The sequence below is a fragment of the Xenorhabdus sp. IM139775 genome, from assembly GCF_028598745.1.
Classification (GTDB): domain Bacteria; phylum Pseudomonadota; class Gammaproteobacteria; order Enterobacterales; family Enterobacteriaceae; genus Xenorhabdus.
The window spans coordinates 1-21740 of the sequence record NZ_JAQRFK010000045.1; the positions used below are offsets into that span (position 1 = coordinate 1).

The 21740-nt window shown below is 43.1% G+C and carries 20 protein-coding genes, 1 tRNA gene and 1 pseudogene; 12 read left to right on the top strand and 10 right to left on the bottom strand.

Annotation, left to right across the window (positions count from 1 at the left end; all coding sequences use genetic code 11):
* Positions 1-39: 39 nt before the first annotated feature.
* The gene (locus PSI17_RS10665; RefSeq protein WP_273551978.1) at positions 40-300 is read right to left on the bottom strand and encodes a hypothetical protein; all 261 of its coding nucleotides are present in this window, start codon (positions 298-300) and stop codon (positions 40-42) included.
* A gap of 61 nt (positions 301-361) precedes the next feature.
* Here PSI17_RS10665 and PSI17_RS10670 point away from each other — a divergent pair.
* Positions 362-535: pseudogene (locus PSI17_RS10670) on the top strand (YlcI/YnfO family protein); the annotation flags it as partial.
* Positions 536-784: 249 nt separating this feature from the next.
* Here the strand turns inward: PSI17_RS10670 and PSI17_RS10675 are convergent.
* The 3 genes from PSI17_RS10675 to PSI17_RS10685 form a co-directional block, all read right to left on the bottom strand.
* Complete coding sequence (locus PSI17_RS10675) at positions 785-997, bottom strand: helix-turn-helix transcriptional regulator (RefSeq protein ID WP_038188287.1); 213 nt, start codon at positions 995-997, stop codon at positions 785-787.
* 300 nt (positions 998-1297) lie between these two features.
* Positions 1298-2560, bottom strand: coding sequence for a tyrosine-type recombinase/integrase (locus tag PSI17_RS10680; protein ID WP_273551979.1), 1263 nt, complete (start codon positions 2558-2560; stop codon positions 1298-1300).
* Between the two features lie 164 nt (positions 2561-2724).
* Positions 2725-2809: transfer RNA gene (locus tag PSI17_RS10685), tRNA-Leu, on the bottom strand.
* Between the two features lie 394 nt (positions 2810-3203).
* Between PSI17_RS10685 and ampH the strand changes: the two genes are divergently transcribed.
* Entirely contained in the window at positions 3204-4421 is a 1218-nt protein-coding gene (ampH, locus tag PSI17_RS10690) for a D-alanyl-D-alanine-carboxypeptidase/endopeptidase AmpH (protein WP_273551980.1), read from the top strand.
* Between the two features lie 148 nt (positions 4422-4569).
* Here the strand turns inward: ampH and lptG are convergent, their stop codons facing one another.
* Entirely contained in the window at positions 4570-5646 is a 1077-nt protein-coding gene (gene lptG, locus PSI17_RS10695) for an LPS export ABC transporter permease LptG (protein ID WP_273552001.1), read from the bottom strand.
* Complete coding sequence (gene lptF / locus PSI17_RS10700; RefSeq protein WP_273551981.1) at positions 5646-6743, bottom strand: LPS export ABC transporter permease LptF; 1098 nt, start codon at positions 6741-6743, stop codon at positions 5646-5648. Before lptF ends, lptG begins: the two co-directional genes overlap by 1 nt.
* Before the next feature lie 280 nt (positions 6744-7023).
* On the opposite strand from lptF, the gene pepA reads away from it, so the two are divergent.
* The 3 genes from pepA (at position 7024) to PSI17_RS10715 (ending at position 12052) form a co-directional block, all read left to right on the top strand.
* Complete coding sequence (pepA, locus tag PSI17_RS10705) at positions 7024-8532, top strand: leucyl aminopeptidase (RefSeq protein ID WP_273551982.1); 1509 nt, start codon at positions 7024-7026, stop codon at positions 8530-8532.
* Between the two features lie 117 nt (positions 8533-8649).
* Positions 8650-9141 (top strand): DNA polymerase III subunit chi, encoded by a 492-nt coding sequence (locus PSI17_RS10710; RefSeq protein WP_273551983.1) that lies wholly within the window; start codon positions 8650-8652, stop codon positions 9139-9141.
* A 13-nt stretch (positions 9142-9154) separates the two neighbouring features.
* Complete coding sequence (locus PSI17_RS10715; RefSeq protein WP_273551984.1) at positions 9155-12052, top strand: valine--tRNA ligase; 2898 nt, start codon at positions 9155-9157, stop codon at positions 12050-12052.
* Positions 12053-12160: 108 nt separating this feature from the next.
* On the opposite strand, the gene PSI17_RS10720 is transcribed toward PSI17_RS10715, so the two are convergent.
* From PSI17_RS10720 to PSI17_RS10730, 3 genes are read right to left on the bottom strand one after another with little or no spacing between them, the layout of a single operon-like run.
* The gene (locus tag PSI17_RS10720) at positions 12161-12493 is read right to left on the bottom strand and encodes a hypothetical protein (protein ID WP_273551985.1); all 333 of its coding nucleotides are present in this window, start codon (positions 12491-12493) and stop codon (positions 12161-12163) included.
* Positions 12490-12693 carry a hypothetical protein gene (locus tag PSI17_RS10725; protein ID WP_273551986.1) on the bottom strand — a complete coding sequence of 68 codons (204 nt, stop codon included), beginning with the start codon at positions 12691-12693 and terminating at the stop codon, positions 12490-12492. The genes PSI17_RS10720 and PSI17_RS10725 overlap by 4 nt, the downstream gene beginning before the upstream one ends.
* The gene (locus PSI17_RS10730; RefSeq protein WP_273551987.1) at positions 12693-13094 is read right to left on the bottom strand and encodes an AzlC family ABC transporter permease; all 402 of its coding nucleotides are present in this window, start codon (positions 13092-13094) and stop codon (positions 12693-12695) included. Before PSI17_RS10730 ends, PSI17_RS10725 begins: the two co-directional genes overlap by 1 nt.
* A gap of 338 nt (positions 13095-13432) precedes the next feature.
* Between PSI17_RS10730 and PSI17_RS10735 the strand changes: the two genes are divergently transcribed.
* The 4 genes from PSI17_RS10735 (at position 13433) to PSI17_RS10750 (ending at position 16617) form a co-directional block, all read left to right on the top strand.
* Positions 13433-14206, top strand: coding sequence for an amino acid ABC transporter substrate-binding protein (locus PSI17_RS10735; RefSeq protein WP_273551988.1), 774 nt, complete (start codon positions 13433-13435; stop codon positions 14204-14206).
* Positions 14207-14350: 144 nt separating this feature from the next.
* A complete protein-coding gene (locus PSI17_RS10740; protein WP_273551989.1) occupies positions 14351-15052 on the top strand; it encodes an amino acid ABC transporter permease in 702 nt (233 codons plus the stop codon).
* A complete protein-coding gene (locus tag PSI17_RS10745; RefSeq protein ID WP_273551990.1) occupies positions 15030-15794 on the top strand; it encodes an amino acid ABC transporter ATP-binding protein in 765 nt (254 codons plus the stop codon). Before PSI17_RS10740 ends, PSI17_RS10745 begins: the two co-directional genes overlap by 23 nt.
* Before the next feature lie 49 nt (positions 15795-15843).
* Positions 15844-16617, top strand: coding sequence for an amino acid ABC transporter substrate-binding protein (locus tag PSI17_RS10750; RefSeq protein ID WP_273551991.1), 774 nt, complete (start codon positions 15844-15846; stop codon positions 16615-16617).
* 39 nt (positions 16618-16656) lie between these two features.
* Here PSI17_RS10750 and PSI17_RS10755 read toward each other — a convergent pair whose 3' ends face one another.
* Positions 16657-17817 carry a PrpF domain-containing protein gene (locus PSI17_RS10755; protein WP_273551992.1) on the bottom strand — a complete coding sequence of 387 codons (1161 nt, stop codon included), beginning with the start codon at positions 17815-17817 and terminating at the stop codon, positions 16657-16659.
* 1090 nt (positions 17818-18907) lie between these two features.
* Between PSI17_RS10755 and PSI17_RS10760 the strand changes: the two genes are divergently transcribed.
* From PSI17_RS10760 to PSI17_RS10770, 3 genes are read left to right on the top strand one after another with little or no spacing between them, the layout of a single operon-like run.
* Positions 18908-19849: an aKG-HExxH-type peptide beta-hydroxylase gene (locus tag PSI17_RS10760; RefSeq protein WP_273551993.1), complete on the top strand. Its 942-nt coding sequence runs from the start codon at positions 18908-18910 to the stop codon at positions 19847-19849.
* A gap of 4 nt (positions 19850-19853) precedes the next feature.
* Complete coding sequence (locus PSI17_RS10765) at positions 19854-21089, top strand: MFS transporter (RefSeq protein WP_273551994.1); 1236 nt, start codon at positions 19854-19856, stop codon at positions 21087-21089.
* A complete protein-coding gene (locus tag PSI17_RS10770) occupies positions 21086-21619 on the top strand; it encodes a DUF6817 domain-containing protein (RefSeq protein WP_273551995.1) in 534 nt (177 codons plus the stop codon). The genes PSI17_RS10765 and PSI17_RS10770 overlap by 4 nt, the downstream gene beginning before the upstream one ends.
* Positions 21620-21740: the final 121 nt, after the last annotated feature.

Sequence of the window (21740 nt, forward strand, 5' to 3'; positions counted from 1 at the left end):
TGCGTGCGATACTCTGCCTGTTTTAATGAAAGAGTTTTTTTACCCACGGCGCACCTCCTGACGGGAAACGGATCTCAGGAAGGAGATACCCGCCAGAATGATGATAAGGCGCTGGGAATGAATTAGGCATGTAAATTTAGGGCGAGTTTGGGTATGCTGTATGCCAGCCATCGCGTAAGTCTCCTTTACGTTGTGGTTAGACGCCTCGATAGTGTTGGTAGCACTTCGGGGCGTTGTTGTTTTCTGCCTTGAAAGCATCAAGGTGTATTTCACTTTATCCTTGGGTGAAATAAACGTCAATACTTTTTCCGGTTTACTTTTTATGTATAATGAAATACACCAAATCACAGAGGATTCAGTAATGGCAACTGGTGCGAAGAATGCAAAATCACAAATGACTACTGTTCGCATACCACATGAAGTCATGGAAGATATGGAACAGGTGAAAATAAATGGTGAAAGCAATGCTGGTTTTATTGTTGCTGCAATGAAGGGTGAGATCAAACGCCGCCAGCGCAAGGCAAAAGCATCATCTGAACAATAGTCAGATAATCTACAATAAGACCAATGATTAACTATCTCTCTTAAAGAGGATAGGTTAAGGGTAGCATCTGTGATGTTATCCTTTTCTTTTTCAGCCCAACTAATTGCTGTCTCGATAATTAAAGTATCGTTTTCCTGATTTTTGACGTAAGGGTATCCGTAACGGTTATTATCCGTATTTTTATTGTTCATAATTTTTATTTGTTGTGCTTTTTTTCTATGCTGAAAATATATTTTCTTATTACATTTCACCGCGAGATTCAGAAATTCGTTGAGCTATCCAGCCATCAACTTCTGATTCAAGAAAAGCAACTGAGCGAGTGCCTATTTTGATTTGCTTCGGGAATTTATCTTCTCCGATGAGTCTATAGATCCACGCTTTGCTATAACCTGTTCTGCGTTGAACTTCTGATAAACGAATAAGACTTTCTTTAGGTGTGGTAATTATTGACATGTGGTTTTCCCTGTTAACTTATCAATATTTGATGTTTCTAGACGTTATTAGAACAGGGATAATTAAAGCGAAGTTATAGTTTGAGATCATCACATAGGAATAGTAATCCGTTTCATACAAAGAGTGTGTTACATCTTATTATTTTGATTGTTAACCATTTTTAGTTAGAAAATACTAACAATGGAAAATATACCAGCCAGCAACGATACTACGGACTGGTATAAAATTAGCCAGCACACCTTAATAAGGTATTATATTTACCTGATGTCTCAGATACGCAATATATAGTTCCAGATGAAATTATTTCCGACGATTTTTAGCAAAGTCATACGGCGTTATATATTTTTCTCTATTTGCATCCAGATAATCAGCCCACCATTGAACCATTAGCCGCCGTTCATCCAAATGTTTAGACGTATGAATATAGGCCGCCCGGACATTGTTTCTTTCGATATGGCTTAACTGGCGCTCGATAGCATCATCACTCCACAAACCAGATTCTCCCATCGCACCACGTGCCATTGTGCGGAATCCGTGGCCACAAACTTCTGTTTTAGTGTCATAGCCCATAGCACGCAAGGCATTATTTACAGTGTTTTCACTCATGACTTTCTTTGGATTGTGATCGCCGGGGAACATCACTTCACTCTCCCCACTCAATCCATGTAATTTTTCAATCAGAGATACAGCCTGACGACTCAACGGCACAATATGTTCGGTTTTCATTTTCATACCACGCTGAGAATGCTTAACTCCTTCAATGGGTTTTCTCGTTGCAGGTATGTGCCAAACAGCTCTTTCAAGATCAATTTCTTCCCAACGGGAAAATCTCAGCTCACTGGAACGGACAAACGTTAATAAAGTCAGTTCTACGGCAATTTGAGTAATTAACCGCCCGCGATAGTGAGAAAGGCGGGTAAGGAATTCAGGTAAGCGTTCGTGGGGGAGTGCTGGGTGATGTTTGGCTTTTACTGTGGAAAGTGCGCCAGACATATCATTTGCAGGATTAGATTCAAGAATATCATTCTGGACAGCGTATCGCATGATGGATGTCACACGTTGCTGTAATCGTTGGGCGATATCGTGTTTACCATCAGCATCAACGGATTTGATGGGCGCTAAAAGTTGGCTTGTTCTTAAAGTAGAGATATCGAGCTTGCCAATATGGGGAAAAATATAGTGCTCAAGGCTGCGAAGAATTCGGTTGCTGTGATCTTCGCTCCACCGCTTGTTGCTGGCGTGCCATTCACGGGCGATATGTTCAAAGGTAAATTCTCCCTTCGATTCAGATTGCGCCCCCTTCTTCTCGGCCTTGGGGTCAATTCCTTGCGCAAGTAATTTTTTGGCTTCGTCTCGTTTGGTTCGTGCATCAGCTAAGGACACAACCGGATAGACACCAAAAGCCAGACGGTCTTCTTTCTTATCGGTGGGGCGGTAGTACTTCATGCGCCAGTATTTAGAACCGCGTGGAGTGATCTCCAGATACAGGCCGCCACCATCAGCAAGTTTGTAGGTTTTTTCTTTGGGCTTTGCAGCCTCGATTTGTCGGGCATTTAGTTTCATTTTAGGGGCACATTTATAATCGAAGTGTAGATGCCCCTGATTATGCCCCATGCTGCATGTTGATTGCAACGGACTACTGTAGACGTCAAAATAACGAATTTACTTGATTCATTGAGGTTTTTAGGGAATTTGTAGACTTGGGTAGACGTTAGAAAACTAACGAATGGTGCCGAAGGCCGGACTCGAACCGGCACACCCGAAGGCGGTTGATTTTGAATCAACTGCGTCTACCGATTTCGCCACTTCGGCACTGAAGGGTTCGGAGAACGGGAGCAATTATACCTGTCAGAAGAGCATTCGCAACACTTATCCTTGCAATCTCGTTCAAGCGCCTAAAAAAGAATCGCTTATTCTGTTTTTTCACCAATCCCTCACCAGAGACGCTTAAAATCCAACCGCTTTTTCCATCACATCCCGCAAATTCCTTCTCACACAATTCCTTACTGCTGATAGACAACCTATCAACTCCTTATATAATTCAAAACAATACACTGCTATGAGGGAAATTATCATGACAATTATCAGTTGGATTTTTACAGGTATTCTGTTGGGACTTGTGATTGGTGCCATTATGGCGATATTTAAGAAAAACAGATAAAGCTTATTCCCCACTTTAATGCTCCCTGATTGGTTAATCCAAAAAATGAAAAAACGGCTATATAGACTGAGTGCTGTTTCCGCCATGATATGGGCGATTTCAGCGTGTGCGGACCCGGGTCATTCACACCAGAACAAATTTCAGCAATCCAATGTGCAATCTGCAAGGTGGGAAGTTTTCGAGGGGAATGGCGATATCAAGAAAATGGCGGCGGTACTGGTCGATCAATATTCGCAATCTATCTTTAATGAAGGCGATCCTTTGGGCATGGCGATGGTGGTTATCGATAATAATCAGGTTATCCATCGCAGTTTTGGGGAAACTTATCCGGGGAGCGGCGTTCGGCCACAGCAGGATTCTTTGATTCGTATTGCTTCGATTACCAAATTGATGACCAGCGAGATCATGATTAAATTGGCACAGAAGAAACGCCTTAAGATTACCGATCCGTTGCAGAAATACACTTATGATAGTGTCCGTATACCGCGTTACGGTGCCGATCAGCCAATCCGGCTATATCATCTGGCGAGCCATACCAGCGGGTTGCCACGGGAACAACCCGGCGGGAAGTGGGGACGCCCTGTCTTTATCTGGCCAACTCAATCGAATCGCTGGAATTGGCTGAAAACCGCAGGAATAAATGCCACGCCCGGCACGATAGCTTCGTATTCCAATCTGGCTTACGATTTATTGGCGGATACCCTGTCCAAAGCAACGGGAAAGCCATATTCCCGTCTGCTGCAAGAGGAGATTACCCGTCCTTATCGCATGAAAGACACGACACTGACGCCCGCACCATCCCAATGCGCCCGTTTGATGGCAGGAGTGAAATCCAGCCCTTGCGTCAATACCCTTGCCGCCGCGGGTAGTGGCGGGATTTATTCGACTCCCGCAGATATGCAGCGCTGGATGCAGCAATTTTTATCTTCCCATAATCAGTTAAGGAAACAGACGGCCAGCCGTGAACAAGGGATTTACTTTAAGCGTGCTGACCTGACGTCAATCAAAGGGATGGATGTGGCGGGTCAGGCGGACGGTATCGGGCTTGGTTGGGTATATATGGATGCTAAAGACAATATTCCGGGCATTTATCAGAAAACCGGCGGCGGCGGCAGCTTCAATACTTATATGGCAATGATCCCAGAAAAAAATATCGGTGTGTTTGTGGTAATGACACGCAAAGAACAGAGTCAGTTTAGCCGTGTCACAAGTGGGGTGAATGAATTAGTGGCCGCATTAGCGCGGAATCATAATCAGATTTAGCTTTGTTACTGAGAAAATAATACCAGATTACAATCAGCGTGTTGCGTGAGTAAGGGTATAAAAAGATTAAAAAAATTGCCTCCACTCTTTATTGATTATTGAAGGTGGAGGCGATAGGTAAGTTTGACGAGATGTCAGGTTGTGATTGTTATTTTCGACGCAAAAGCAAGTAAACACTCACTACAAAAAATAACAGACTCGGCAATAGCGCCCCCAATATCGCTGGTATGCTATAAACCAGACTGAGTGGGCCGAATATCTCATTCAAGACATAGAAAAGAAAACCCATGCTGATGCCCACAACCACCCTGAATCCCATCGGCACGCTACGCAGTGGCCCGAAGATAAAGGAAAGCGCCATCAGCATCATCACGGCCACCGATAACGGTGCGAAGATTTTTTTCCACATATTAAGCTGGTAACGCCCGGCATCCTGCTGGCCCTGTTTCAGGTAGTTAATATATTGATGCAGGCCGCGTATCGACAGCGCTTCCGGATCGAGGGAAACAACGCCCAACTTTTCGGGGGTCAGCCGGCTCTCCCACTCCGCAGAAAGACGTTGTGACCCCGTAATTCGACCATCTTGGGTTAAATCGGATTCTTCAACCTGAGATAACTTCCATTGATGGTTATCTTTGTCATATTCCGCTGAAGCCGCATATCGTATGGATAACAACTTTTGGTTGTCATCAACATGATAGATGCTGACGCCGTTCAACGAGTTGTCCTTCCCCACACTCTGGATATAGACAAAATCGTGGCCATCTTTCGCCCAAAGCCCTTTGGTGGTCGACATCAGTGAGCCACCATACATTTTCTGGGAACGGTAATTACGGGCGAGCTGCTCCCCCTGCGGGGCAACCCATTCACCAATCACCATCGTCAGCAAGACCAGCGGGATCGCCGTTTTCATGACTGACCCGGCCACCTGCAAGCGGCTAAAACCAGAAGCCTGCATCACCACCAGTTCACTGCGGGTTGCCAGTGTTCCCAAGCCCAATAATGCTCCAAGCAGGGCGGCCATCGGGAAGAAAATCTGAATATCTTTGGGTACACTCAGCAGGGTATAAATGCCGGCAGAAAGCGCCGTATATTCTCCCTGACCGACTTTACGTAGCTGATCGACAAATTTGATGATGCCGGAAAGCGATACCAGCATGAACAACGTCGTCAGGATGGTTTGCAGGATGGTCCGGCCGATATATCTATCCAATACCCCAAACATCATAACGCTCCTTGTTTCTTAAAGCGTGAACGCAGTTTGCGCATCGGTACGGTATCCCACAGATTCAGCGCCACGGCCAAAGCCAAATAGGCACCGTTGACCAACCACATCCAAAACATCGGATCAAGTTTGCCTTTGCCACCATTGGAACGCAGGGAACTTTGCAGCAGGAAGAAAATCAGGTAGAGCAACATGGCGGGCAACATGCTGAGTATGCGCCCCTGACGTGGATTCACGACACTTAACGGAACGACCATCAACGCCATGATCAGTACCGAGATAATCAGTGTCAGACGCCAGTGAAATTCTGAACGAGAGTCGTTGTCTGTATCATGCCAAAGCTGCTCAATCGATTTTTGTTCAACTTTGTTATCGACATCAACCTGTTGATGCCCAATCACGGCCTGATAGTTGGTGAACTCAGTAATGCGGAAGTCACGCAACAGCGCTGTCCCTTCATAACGCATGCCCTGATGCAGTACCGCCACCTGATTACCATTCGGGCGCTCTTCCATGTGCCCGCCATCCGCAATCACCACGGAAGGACGCTGGTCATTCGCTGGCCTGAGCTGGGCAAGGAAGACATTCTCAAAAGTACTTCCCTTTACGTTACCGATATAAAGCACCATGTTGCCATCACGAGAAGGCCTGAACCGCCCTTCCATGATGGCCGCAAGGCTTGGGTTGGCTTTTGCGTCTGCCAGTACTTGCGATTGGTATTTGGAAGACCACGGGGTGAACCAGATAACGTTAGCCGCGGCCAGCGCGGATGTGAGTAACGCCAGAATAAGGGCCGATTTCACCAATGCACTTTTGCCCAACCCGCAGGCATGCATAACGGTGATTTCACTTTCGGTATAGAGTTTGCTGAACGTCATTAATACCCCAAGAAATAAACTCAGGGGCAAAATAAGCTGCGCCATCTCTGGCACACCTAAACCTAACAACGATAGAACCAAATTTGCAGGAATATTCCCTTCTACTGCCGCACCCAATACCTCAACTAATTTCTGGCTGAAAAAGATCAGCAGTAAGATGAAAAGTATTGCGATCTGGCTTTTCAGGGTTTCCCGTACTAGATATCTAATGATGATCACGCTTATTACGCCTGTGAAAACTTGTCTTTTTGCAGGAAAGTCGCTAACTTCGTCGTATATCTACCATTTATATGAATCAGTTTGGCTTCCCCATCGCTAAAATGATACCAAAGCATTCCATATATTGGTTCCCAATTAGAACATACTTATTGTCAGCCAAGTACCAAAAAATAATAGGGTTAGCTTAACATAACCGTTAATTTTCTTTGGGATGAATGAATGCGGAGCGTAGCATTTTAGCGATTGTATCCGTCTTTGTCTTTAAGATTCAGGAGAACGCATGGAGTTTAGTGTAAAGAGCGGTAGCCCGGAGAAACAGCGCAGTGCCTGTATTATTGTCGGCGTGTTTGAACCCCGCCGTCTTTCCCCTATCGCAGAGCAACTTGACAAAATAAGTAACGGCTACATCAGTGCTTTATTACGCCGTGGTGAACTTGAAGGCAAGGTAGGTCAAACCTTGTTGCTGCATCATGTTCCTAATGTATTGTCTGAGCGTATTTTGCTGGTTGGATGTGGAAAAGAACGTGAACTGGATGAGCGCCAGTATAAGCAAATTATCCAGAAAACGATCAGCACCCTCAACGAAACCGGTTCAATGGAAGCGGTATGTTTCTTGACAGAACTGCATGTGAAGGGACGCAACAATTACTGGAAAGTACGTCAGGCGGTCGAAACGGCCAAAGAATCACTGTATGTTTTTGATCAACTCAAGAGCAGTAAAAATGAACTGCGTCGCCCACTGCGTAAAATGGTGTTCAATGTGCCGACCCGCCGCGAACTGACCAGCGGTGAACGTGCCATTCATCACGGTCTTGCCATTGCATCGGGCATCAAGGCGGCGAAAGATCTGGCTAATATGCCCCCCAATATCTGTAATGCCGCGTATTTGGCATCACAGGCGCGCCAGCTTGCTGACAACGCGGCCAACCTGACCACCAAAGTGATTGGTGAAGAGCAGATGAAAGAGCTGGGCATGAACGCTTATCTGGCGGTCGGTCAAGGTTCACAGAATGAATCCCTGATGGCAGTCATGGAGTATAAAGGCAGCAAAGACGCCAATGCGAAACCTATCGTGCTGGTGGGCAAAGGGCTGACGTTCGATTCCGGCGGAATTTCCATCAAACCCGCCGAAGGCATGGATGAGATGAAATATGATATGTGCGGTGCAGCTTCCGTTTATGGCGCCATGCGCGTTGTTGCCGAACTGCAATTGCCCATCAATGTCATCGGTGTTCTGGCCGGCTGTGAAAATATGCCGGGTGGACGCGCCTATCGTCCGGGAGACATTTTGACCACCCTGTCCGGCCAGACCGTTGAAGTGACAAACACCGATGCGGAAGGCCGTCTGGTACTGTGTGATGCGCTGACTTATGTTGAGCGTTTTGAGCCGGAATTGGTCATCGATGTGGCAACCCTGACCGGCGCTTGTATTGTCGCGCTGGGCGGCCACTACACGGGATTGATGTCTAACCACAATCCGCTGGCCCATGAATTGCTGAATGCGTCAGAGCAAGCAGGGGATCGTGCATGGCGTCTGCCGTTGGGTGATGAATATACCGAACAGTTAGAATCCAATTTTGCCGATATGGTCAACGCGTGTGGACGCTCTGGTGGTGCAATTACGGCTGGCGCGTTCCTGTCCCGCTTCACCATCAAATACAACTGGGCACATCTGGATATCGCAGGTACAGCATGGCGTTCAGGGAAAGCGAAAGGCGCAACAGGCCGTCCGGTTGCGCTCCTGTCACAATTCCTGTTAAATCGTTCAGGATTGAATTCTGATGATTAATGTCCCTGCCACCTATTTTGATCGATGAACTCGATGAAAATATGGCACAAAAGGTATTGAGGGAATAAATGGAATTAAGGGTATTGCAACGGCAATACCCTTTTCCGTCAAAAGACTATGAAAAACGCCACTTTTTATTTATTGGAAAAGTTGCCATCGGAAAAGTTGCCATCGGAAAAGTGGTCACCGGAATCCTCATCGCCAGATGATCTACAACCACATGAATGGCTGGCATGTCAGCTTGCTGCTGACCGATGGCGTGCAGGGAAGCGGGTTCTGATTGCGTGTGAAAACCAGCAACAGGCCGAAAAACTGGACGAAGCATTATGGCAACGGGAACCGAACCAATTTGTGCCGCACAATCTTGCCGGAGAAGGTCCCCGCTATGGTGCACCGGTGGAATTGTGCTGGCCGCAAAAAAGAAGCCATGCCCCCCGCGATGTGCTGGTGACACTGCTTCCTTACTTTGCAGACTTTGCCACGGCTTTCCATGAAGTGATAGACTTCGTTCCTATTGATGAAAATCTGAAACAGTTAGCGCGCGAACGATATAAATCCTATCGTAGCGTCGGCTTTAATTTGACCATGGCAACCCCGCCAACCTATTAAATATCAAAGCACAATGGAAAAGACACCCGCAACTCAAACGCAATCTGAGCCATCTCTCGATAAAACCTATAACCCGACAGAGATAGAGCAACCCCTTTATAACCACTGGGAACAGAGTGGTTACTTCAAACCGAATGGCGACACCAGCCGCGAAAGTTTCTGCATCGTTATTCCACCGCCCAACGTCACCGGCAGCCTGCACATGGGACACGCATTCCAGCAGACGATTATGGACACGATGGTGCGTTACCAACGCATGCAGGGTAAAAACACCCTGTGGCAGTCAGGGACTGACCACGCGGGTATCGCGACCCAAATGGTCGTTGAGCGCAAGATCGCGGCAGAAGAAGGTAAAACCCGCCATGATTATGGCCGTGAAGCCTTTATCGACAAGATTTGGCAGTGGAAAGCAGAATCGGGTGACAATATCTCCAACCAGATGCGCCGTCTGGGTAACTCCGTCGATTGGGAGCGTGAGCGCTTTACGATGGATGAAGGTCTGTCCAAAGCAGTTAAAGAAGCCTTCGTTCGCCTGTATCAGGAAGATCTGATTTATCGTGGCAAACGTCTGGTCAACTGGGACCCGAAACTGCGCACCGCGATTTCTGATCTGGAAGTCGAAAACCGCGAAGTCAAAGGTTCCATGTGGCACCTGCGCTATCCGCTGGCTGACGGCGCCAAGACCGCCGAAGGCAAAGATTATCTGATTGTGGCGACAACCCGCCCGGAAACGATGCTGGGGGATACCGGTGTTGCGGTTAACCCGGAAGATCCCCGTTATAAAGATTTGATTGGCAAAGCGATCCTGCTGCCACTGGTCAACCGCCGTATTCCGATTGTTGGCGATGAGCACGCGGATATGGAAAAAGGCACCGGCTGCGTGAAAATCACCCCAGCCCACGACTTCAATGACTATGAAGTCGGTAAGCGCCATAACCTGCCGATGATCAATATCCTGACCTTTGACGGTGATATCCGCGAAGCCGCAGAAATCTTCAACAGCAACGGCGAAATTTCTGATACTTACCCAACCGATATTCCTGCCGAATACCGCGGCATGGAGCGTTTCGCCGCCCGTAAAGCCATTGTCGCAGAGTTCGAACAACAAGGTCTGTTGGTTGAGGTCAAACCTCATGACCTGACCGTTCCTTACGGCGATCGTGGCGGTGTGGTGATTGAGCCAATGCTGACCGACCAGTGGTACGTCCGCACTGCCCCACTGGCAAAAGTGGCGATTGAAGCGGTTGAGAGTGGTGACATCCAGTTCGTGCCCAAACAGTACGAAAACATGTACTACTCTTGGATGCGTGATATTCAGGACTGGTGTATTTCCCGCCAATTGTGGTGGGGCCACCGCATTCCGGCGTGGTATGACGCACAAGGCAACGTCTATGTCGGTCGCGATGAAGAAGAAGTCCGCCGCGAAAATAATCTGGGTGCCGATATCACCCTGACCCAAGACGAAGACGTACTGGATACTTGGTTCTCCTCCGGCCTGTGGACATTCTCCACCCTCGGCTGGCCTGAGCAGACCGAAGCGCTGAAAACCTTCCATCCGACCGATGTGCTGGTCAGTGGCTTCGACATTATCTTCTTCTGGATTGCCCGCATGATCATGATGACCATGCACTTCATCAAAGATGAAAACGACAAGCCACAAGTGCCATTCAAGACGGTCTATATGACGGGCCTGATCCGCGATGATGAAGGTCAGAAGATGTCAAAATCCAAAGGGAACGTTATCGACCCGCTGGATATGATCGACGGTATTTCGCTGGAAAGCCTGCTGGAAAAACGTACCGGCAATATGATGCAGCCACAACTGGCGGAAAAAATCCGTAAGCGCACTGAAAAACAGTTCCCGGAAGGCATTGAAGCCCACGGGACTGACGCCCTGCGTTTCACTCTGGCAGCACTGGCTTCTACCGGTCGTGATATCAACTGGGACATGAAACGTCTGCAAGGCTATCGCAACTTCTGTAACAAGCTGTGGAACGCCAGCCGTTTCGTGCTGATGAATACGGAAGGAAAAGACTGCGGCCAAAACGGGGGTGAAATGTCGCTGTCACTGGCGGATCGCTGGATTCTGGCTGAATTCAACCAGACCGTTAAAACCTATCGTGAAGCACTGGATACTTACCGTTTCGACATTGCGGCAAACATTCTGTACGAATTCACGTGGAACCAATTCTGTGACTGGTACCTGGAGCTGTCCAAACCGGCGATCAACAAAGGTTCAGAAGCTGAAGTCCGCGCGGCTCGCCATACGCTGATTGAAGTCTTGGAAGGTTTGCTGCGTCTGGCCCATCCCATCATTCCATTTATCACCGAAACCATCTGGCAGCGGGTGAAAGTCGTAAAAGGCATTGATGCTGATACTATCATGCTGCAATCTTTCCCTGAGTTCGATCAGGCGAAAGTGGATGAACTGGCGCTGAACGATCTGGAATGGATCAAGGAAACGATTATTGCGGTACGTAACATCCGGGCAGAAATGAACATCGCACCAAGTAAGCCACTGGAAGTTCTGCTGCGTGATGCCAATGACGATGCCCAACGCCGCGTAGCTGAAAACCTCAACTTCATTCAGGCAATGGGCCGTCTCTCTTCTGTCACTGTATTAGCAGCAGGCGAAGAAGCCCCGGTTTCTGTGACCAAATTGATCAATGGGGCGGAAGTGTTGATCCCAATGGCCGGTTTGATCGATAAAGATGCAGAACTGGCACGGCTGGATAAAGAGATCGAGAAGCTGGATAAAGAAATCAGCAGTATTGCAGCTAAACTGGCTAACGAAGGCTTTGTCAGCCGTGCGCCGGAAGCGGTTGTGGCCAAAGAGCGTGAACGTCTGGCGACCAACAATACGGCGAAAGAGAAATTACTGGCGCAGAAAGAGACAATCGCGGCACTGTAATTTTTCTTAGTTGAAATTTATTCATGTAAGCCACTGTGATTTAATTTGCAGTGGCTTTTTTTGCACTATTAACCACCTTTCAAAATCATCGATCACTGCTTTTATTTATTAACTCAACAACCACTGTACCGACATAAAAAATGCCAAAGAAATAACCAAACTTTTTAATATTGATTGCGTATATTTACTGATAAAATAGGCTAACACCAACGTAATAAATGCCAATCCATATCTGATATTAAACTGTTCAATTAATTCGCTCAGGGATAAATTATCCAACGAAATATTGACAATAATCGTCCCCAGAATAAAACAGATGGCATAATCCAGCGCAGTAATAAGTACACTCTTGCCCTTAAATAATCGATGATTATTGATCAGGAAAGGCGCTGCCCTTAACATGAAACTGATTAATCCCATTAATACGATCAGCAGCATCATGATGCTTTATCCTTTCTGATTTTACGCTCAATGAGTGCAATCCCTATCCCACATAAAACAGGGAGTGCCAGATCCACTAATTTCATATCCAGTTCATTCAATAACGGTGCGCATACTCCACCCATCATGGTTGCCAATACCGACATATCCTTGCCGGCACGCTTGGCAGTCAGGGACGCAAAATGAATAGGAACCAACATCACAAGAAACAGGGGACAGCAACCCCCAGATAAAAATGAAACTGGGATTTCCCATCCGTGATATTTTCCGCCGAGAGATGAGAATGCGTCACCGTATAAGTGCTGGCACTAAATCCGAGCATCGACAACAAAACATTTCGCTTGGGGATACCCTGAAAATATTGTGACATCACCATCGCCATCAAGAAAAAACGGAAATTGATCAGCAATGCCAGAATAATCACAGAAAGAACCGCACCATCAGCCAGATAGCCTACCGCAGCCACTTGTAACGGTGCGGCATAGATCAGTAATGATCCCATCAACGTTTCCATTAATGGAACACCGTGACTTTGATAAAGTGCACCAATCGAAGTAAAAATAAGGAAAAAGGAGATACAAACAGGCAAAGAATCAGCCATACCTTTCCTAAAGAATGAATTCAACACTGGGCACCTATCGTTAGCCTTGTATTTAAAGTAGCGAAAAAACAATATATCTCATAATGAAAATAGAGATATATCATTGAACGATAATAAATAAAAAACCAAGATATAGCAGACCCTATAGCATGGCAATCACTTTAATGATATTTGCAATATAATTACTTTTAATTAAAATCATCCTGTCAATAATAACCTTTATTAATTATCAATAATATTGCGATATGATATAACTTTATTTTATATATAATGATCTTTATATTCCCGTTATAATATAAATAATGTTAAAAACAATAATTCTATCCCGGAGAAATAACATGAAAACCGTACTCAATATATTATTAGCGGGCCTTATCCAATTTGGCTTCACCTACCTTGCCTATGCGCAATCTACTCTTGAGCAGATCCAATCCACAGGAATATTCAAAATTGGCACAGAAGGTGCTTATGCGCCATTCAGTTATCATGACGCGTCTGGAAAACTGAGCGGATTTGATGTGGAAATCGGTCGTGAAATCGCGTTGCACATGAAAGTAGAGCCTGAATTTGTTGAAGGCAAATGGGATGGCCTGATTGGTGGCCTTGATGCCGGGCGTTTCGATGCCGTCATGAACCAAATCGCCATTACACCGGAGCGCGAGAAAAAATACAGCTTCTCCCTGCCTTACGTTATTTCACAAGCTGTCTTAATTACCCGAAATGACAACAATGACATTAAAATATTCAGTGACTTAAAAGGTAAAAGATCGGCGCATACCCTGACCAATAACTTTGCCCAGATCGCCCGGCATTATGGCGCAGAAATTATCGGCACCAACGGTTTTAATCAGGAAGTGGAGCTTGTCAGTACCAGCCGTGCTGACGCAACGATCAACGATAAACTTTCTTATCTCGACTATAAAAAGCACCGTCCGGAAGCACCGGTAAAAATTGTTGCCGCTGAGACTCAGGCCGCCAAAACGGCTGTTCTGCTGCGCAAAGACGATACGGCGTTAAAAGCCGCCGTCGATAAAGCCATTACTGAAATAAAAGCGGATGGGACTTATCAGCGGATTTGGGATAAATATTTTGCTGAAGGGACTGGCAAATAATTCAACACATTAATTAGATAGGCATATACGATAGTTCTAAGCTATAACTTTCTTGTATATCGCGTTCACCTTTTCTTGCCATATCATCATTAAAACAACCCTATAAAAAATAAACATATTTTTAATATCTATCAGGAAGGTTTTATGACCCCATCATGGCTCAGTTTAGCGCTGGATTCCCTGTGGCCGATGCTTTACGCAGGCCTGACATTCACTATTCCCCTCACGCTGATTACATTCGCACTTGGGATCTCGCTGGGGTTTGTCGTTGCCTTAATCCGGCTGTATGGCTCTAAGCCACTGGTTGCAGTAGTTCGGTTTTATGTCTGGCTGATCCGCGGTACGCCCCTGTTGGTGCAGCTCTTCCTGATCTTCTACGCCCTGCCCAGCATCGGCATTACATTGGAAGCATTCACCTCTGCGGTGATCGGCTTTACCCTGAATGTGGGTGCCTATACCTCGGAAGTGATCCGGGCTGCATTGATTTCTGTCCCCAAGGGGCAATGGGAAGCCTCTCACTCTATCGGCATGAGCTGGTGGCAATCGCTACGCCGGATCATTCTGCCACAGGCAGCACGGTTTTCTATTCCCCCCCTGTCCAACACCTTTATTTCGCTGGTAAAAGATACCTCTCTGGCTTCCGTGATTACGGTGCCGGAAATGTTTCTGGCGGCACAACGCATTGCCGCCGTCACCTATCAGCCGTTAATCCTGTACACCGAGGCCGCTATTCTCTATCTCCTCTTGAGTTCGGTATTGTCCGCACTGCAAGTCCGGTTGGAAAAGAAATTTGCCCAGCAAAATAGCAATAAGGAAGCCAGAGATGATTCAGCTCACCAACATTGAAAAAAGTTTCGACGGGCAAAAGGTGCTGAAAAATATTCACCTGACGATTAAAGAAGGCAGCCTGACGGCACTGATTGGCCCTTCCGGCAGCGGTAAAAGTACCTTGCTGCGTTGTATCAATCTGTTGGAGATCCCGCAGGCGGGCAAACTGAAAATTGGCAAAGAGCAGATTACCTTTAACGGAAAAGAGCGGCTGCCGCATCGGGAAATTCAGCGTTTTAGCCTGCAAACCGGCATGGTATTCCAGAATTTCCAGCTTTTTCCACATCTGACGGTGATTGAAAACGTTATGGAAGGGCTAATTTGGGTACAGAAATGGTCCCACGAACGTGCCAGAGAACGGGCGCTGGCGTTGCTGGAAAAAGTCGGCCTGTCCCACAAGGCAGATGTTTGGCCGGGCACCTTATCGGGCGGCCAGCAACAACGTGTGGCTATCGCCAGAGCAATGGCCCCTTCGCCCAAAGTGCTGCTGTGCGATGAGCCAACATCAGCGCTTGATCCTGAATTATCCAAAGAAGTCGTCTCGGTGTTGAAACAATTAGCAGGAGAAGGCACCACCATGTTAATGGCAACGCACGATTTGCGTTTGGCGGCCAATCTTGCCCATGACGTGGTGTTTCTGGAATCCGGCGAGATTATTGAATCCGGCACGGCAAAAACCCTCTTCACCCGCCCCAGTAAGGTGCGTACTGCCGAGTTTATTTCTACTCTGACAGAAACCTTACCGGATTGGGAAATATAGTGAGCAGTCACATTTAACCTCAGCAACATTATTTATTCGGAGAAACGCAATGAAGAAAATTTTGAGTCTATTACTGGCGAGTGCGACTGCCCTTGCTATTTCGGCCCCTGGTTATGCCGACAAAGATTTTGACGCCATAAAAACCTCCGGTGTCTTTAAGATTGGCACGGAAGGTACTTATCCGCCTTTTACCTACCACGATACCGACAATAAATTAACCGGCTTCGATGTGGATATTGCACGGGAAATTGCCCACCGTTTGAACGTCAAACCTGAATTTATGGAAGTCAAATGGGATGGTCTGATTGCAGGGCTGGATGCCAAACGTTTTGATGCCATTATCAACCAAGTCGGCATCACCCCGGAACGGGCAGCGAAATACAGTTTTTCCATTCCTTACACAACGTCTCAAGTCGTGTTAATCACCCGTGATAATAACAGTGATATTAAAACCTTCGCTGATATTAAAGGAAAACGTTCAGCCCAATCTCTCACCAGTAACTACGGGCAACTGGCAACCTCTTATGGTGCTAATTTAGTCAGTACAGATGGTTTTAACCAAGCCATTGATCTGGTCGCTACCGGACGCGCCGATGCCACCCTGAATGATCGTCTGTCATTCCTCGATTTCAAAAAACAGCGCCCTAATGCACCAGTAAAAATTGTCGCTCAACAAACCGATGCAAGTAAATCAGCCGTATTGCTGCGCAAGGGTGATGCAGAACTATTGGAAGCGGTTAATAAAGCCCTGCAAGAGATAAAAGATGACGGTACGTATGCCCGCATCTCTGAAAAATATTTTGGGGTGGATATTTCTAAGTAATTTTTTGAGGGATAAATGGCGGTTTTTGAATGAACCGCCTTAATTACACTTAAACGCTTTCATGACTTTTTCTAACTCATCACTGGGATTATAAATAAAAAATTCCCCTTTCATCAGAATTTGAACATTCCGCTGCGCACTTGCATACTTTATATACTCCCCCTTATGCGTGATACTAAATTCCGATATGCCAGATAAATGTTCAATACGCACCGTAGAGTTATCGTTAATGCGATGAGCATAATAGATATTACTGGCTACCGTTCCGGGAAAACAGCAGGCGGCAGCTAAACAGCAACCCCCAGAGACGGCGACAGATAAATGGACATTTTTAGGCGTGAGATATCGGATAGTAATATCCCCTCCGTATAAAGGGGGAGCAATGATCGCTATTTTGGGTTGGGTTATCGACTCTTTTAAGTCTTTCTCATTCATGACTTCGCCATTTCGCTGACCAATCCCCATCTTAATTCCCATGCTTACCCTAATTGCCATGATTTTTTCTTGTAATACTTGATTATTTTTAATTTCATTAAGATTTTCATAACCCGTGATCCTCAGGCTTTCTGCGTTGATAATGATCATCGGGACAGCAACATCGATGCAAGTGACCGGAATATCATTAATTTTGTCAATTAAATTTCCTGTCGGAAAAAGGGCTTTGGTTTTTGAACATGCCGGATCTTCAAATGACAGGTTAACTGCCGGGAAATCACCCATTACACCCGGCATGGGTGCCAATTGGTATTGAGGAGAGACATTCGCCATCGTACACAAAATATTTTTATGGGTATTTGTATTATAAATCGTTAACTTTCCATCAGGCATTAACCTTTTTTCTTCTGGCAGATCCCTGATTACCAAAGGTATCGCTGATGTCATATTTCCACAATTAACCTCCCATGAAACGGTATGACTCTCTTTTTCAAGTTGTGCAAAAGTACTCATCACCTTGTTAGACTGATAATCGATATCAATGATAAACGCTTTATTGCTGGTTGTGGTCTCCCGTCCCAAACCGTGTAATTGTTTATTATTTTCACTGTTCCCATAAAGAGGAACCCCCATAATATGTCTAAGAACTTCTTCCTTTAGTTCTTTTTTTTCCGGCAGATGTTTTTGCAGTAAAACGATACCGGTTGAAGTTCCCCCTCTGACATAATAGAGGGGAATTCGAATGGGAAAAGAGAGCTTTTTCATATCATTACCATGAGTAAGTGAGTTTTTCTTTAATTTTTCTTTATTGTGAATCTTAAATAGCCATCAAAAGATCAGAAATATAAAAGCATAAGTTATTATTATTTCAAGACAAAGAGAATGTATTATATTAATGATAAACGTAATATAAACAAAGACTATGTTTATTGAGCCATAGACAGTTAGAATATAAGAAGATAATTTTTTCAGAAGAAATTTTATGAAGGAATAACTTATGATCCGTAAAATAAAAGTGTTTACGAGGAATCGGAATCAATATGTGAGACTTTCAGCACATCTCCATTTTTCTGATAATTTAAAAGCGGTAACAGTCAGAGAAAATGGCAAATAACTCATTGTTATACCAGCACAAAATACATGGTATTCATTCTTTTTACCTAAAATGCAAGTAACGATTTTTTATCAGAACATCTTGAGCAAGTAATTAATGAAAAAGAATCCCTTGATGATTAACTAGTTAATTAATATCACTATTATTATTTTTACCATTAACTCCCTGAATTTTTACTTCCTAAGTTTAATCAACATGCAAGTCAGATAGCTATTTTTACGATTACATTATAAAAATTTATTTTTGGCGTAGAAAAAAGTAAAAATCCTACAAAAATCATCCTGATTGCAACGGCTGATTTATTTTTATTTAAATTACACTTATTAGACGAATCTACCATTAAAAAACAAACTGATAACCTTCATCTCTAATAGCCATTAGAGTTAATAATAATGTTAAGTAAATACACTTACTTTCATATTCATAAATTTATTACTTATGTTTGATATTTTAAAAAAACACATGTTAAACGAAAAATAAACAAAAGATGTTGGTTTGTTGACCACATTATATTACGGTGCTATTTATGAAAAATGGTTAACGCTAAACCATAATGGATTTTAATATTGCATTGATTAAATTAATATTAAGGAACATGTAATGAATAATTTCAATTCTGAAAATGTTGTTAAAGTTAAATCTCCCTTGGCTCATTGGACTGCCAACGATAAAAAAGATGACTAATTAAAAATCCCTCCTCCAGATTTTTCTGGGGGAGGGATTTATTTAAGGATCAATAAAATGAAAATTGCTAATGTTAATTATGATCACTCTGAATTTCGTTCAAAATTCCAAAATGATATAAAAAAATCATTATTATACCTTATTGAATGTAGCCAATTTGAACTATCTATCCCTGATAACTTTCAACTTCGGGGAAATATTTTCGGTGCTTATTATTTAGCTGTAAGTGCTGCGGAAAAAGATAATCGTGAATTATGTGTTAATTATCTAAATTACGTGGTAAAGGAATCGTCGCGTTATGAAAAATTAAGTGAACGGAATACTAACATTGTAGCGTTAGATTATAAAATCCTATCGGAGTTTGATATCAACATTATATTATTAATACTTAATGAAGACGATAAGGGGATCAAAGTCGGATTTCAGAAAGATGAAAATATAAGCATGGAAAAAGAGAAAGTTATTCATGCACTTACTCTTCTAAAAGAATATGATATTGGATCTTATAAAGAATGTTGTGAGTTTATTGATACTATTTATTTAACAGGAAATACAAAAGGATATTATATCCGTTCAGGATGTAGTTTTAACTTATGGGGATTAATATTTCTTTATGCCAATGAAAGGAATACAGTACCATATTATATTGAACACATTGTCCATGAATGTGCACATCATGCTCTTAATATAATTAATGCTGATGATGCTATTGTAGAAAACTCGCCTGATGAAAGATTCAGCGCTCCTTTTAGAGACGATGCCAGACCAATGATAGGGATATTCCATGCACTTTTTGTTTTATGCCGGATTTGTCAATCATTAAAAAAAATCATTAATCATTATAACGGAGAATATTATGAAGAACTTAACGAACGTTTAAAAATAGCTATTAGTAAATATTATGATACGCTGAAAATTGTTGAAAACCATGCAAAACTTACATCAGTCGGCAAACAAATTTTGTCTGATATTAATATGTCCATGTCAGGAGTAATATAAATCAATGACCCGTGACTTCTGGAAAATACGCTATAGTGAATCAATATATATTCTTTCATCGCGTATTTTTATTTCCATTATGACACTTTATCTGCTACGTAGTGGTAATGTATGGTTATCGTCATATTTTCTTTTCTTCTATTTTATATCAAAAAGTGTATTTGGCTTATTTTTTGCGCATAAATTCGAAAAATCAGAAAAGAAACAACTCCTTATTAAATTAATATTATTTTTTATGGGAATATCACTAACGGCTATTATCATTAAATATTTAACCATACATCCGTTGATATTTATTTTTGTTTCCATTGGAATGGGTTTTGTTGAATCCTTCTTTATTCCTGTTGTTAATGCCTTTATTCCCGCTATAGTGGATAATAACTTTATCGTTGAAGCATTTAGAAAAACTTTTTTAATTCAAGCATCAAATAACTTATTTGGAATTGCCATTGGCATGGGAGGATATCAATCGATTGGATTTGAAAATATGATGTGGGTTATTGTGGTTTTATCATCGATTTCTTTTATTATTCTGCTTTCTTTAAATTGTACAGACAAGCCCGTTTTTTTGGAAAATCCACCTTCTGAATATAACATAAAAAAATCCATTTCTCTATTTATACGTTATCGTTTTGAACCTTGGTGGGCGTTCTCTTCAATGCTAATCAATATGTTTCTTGCTTCATTTTCATCATTGATCATTCCTTATTTTATCGTAAAAATTGCAGGAGGAACCCCTATCTCAGTTGGCTTAATTGAAGGATGTGCAGCCGGAGGAGCCATTTTTTCATCATGTTATTTGCAGAAAAAAATTGAAAAAATAATCGGAAAAGATCGATGTGTTGTTTTTTCTTTCTTTATCATTGGATTGTGCTTCTTTTTGTTAGCTTTTTCTCATTATATTTTTATTTGGAATATTCTGGCATTTTTCATGGGAATGGCAATAGTAATGAATAATATCAGTGTGGAATCAAGCCGTTCCATCGCTATTCCTGAAAAAAATCGTGTAAAAATTCAAACTATTCACAATGCACTAATTGGGTTCGCTAACCCACTGGGTTTATTATTGACTCCATTTATCATAACACACTATGGATATAGGGTTTCACTAATAATTTCAGCTTTAACCATCCTGATTATCGCTATTTTTGTTCGTTTTATTCCTCTTTTTTATGAATTATTAACCAGTAGGCAAGAGGATATTACTAATTTATATGAAAAAAAATATGGTGATTTATGAACGTATTATCACAGATTTCACATTATTATGAAATAGATAAAGAGAAAATTTATGGGAGACATCATTCTTCTCACCTTATCCAAACTGCTAAGCTATTAAAAAAGCATGAATGTAGGAAAGAGGTTGTTGAAGCAGGGCTGCTACATTCTATCTATGATACCCACTCCATCTATCATAACCAAGGGGTTCCTCTTCAAGACAGGGAAATAATCATCAGCTTATCAAATAAAAAAACGGAAGAGCTGGTTTATTTTTATTCATACGCACATGTTATTGAAAATTATCAAAATATTTTTTGTCCTCCTTCAAATGGAGAAAAATTGTATTTTCCGGAACAACTTATTAATGATCTATCAGATATAATTGTTTGTGATATGCTTGAACAAATTATATGGTGTGTTGATAAAAAAAGAATTTTTACTTATCAAGATGCATATAACCATTTGAATAAATTAACTCCAATTATGCCTTATTGCAAAATTAATATAAGAGAACATTATCAGTATTACTGGTGTAAATCTATTTTATAATTAGATATTATTACGATTGTTAAATGAGCGGTAAAATCATCAATAATATATGATAATGCCAGGGCGAGAGCATGAAAGACTAATTTTTGAACGAATTGTGTAAATAAAGCACTAATTCATA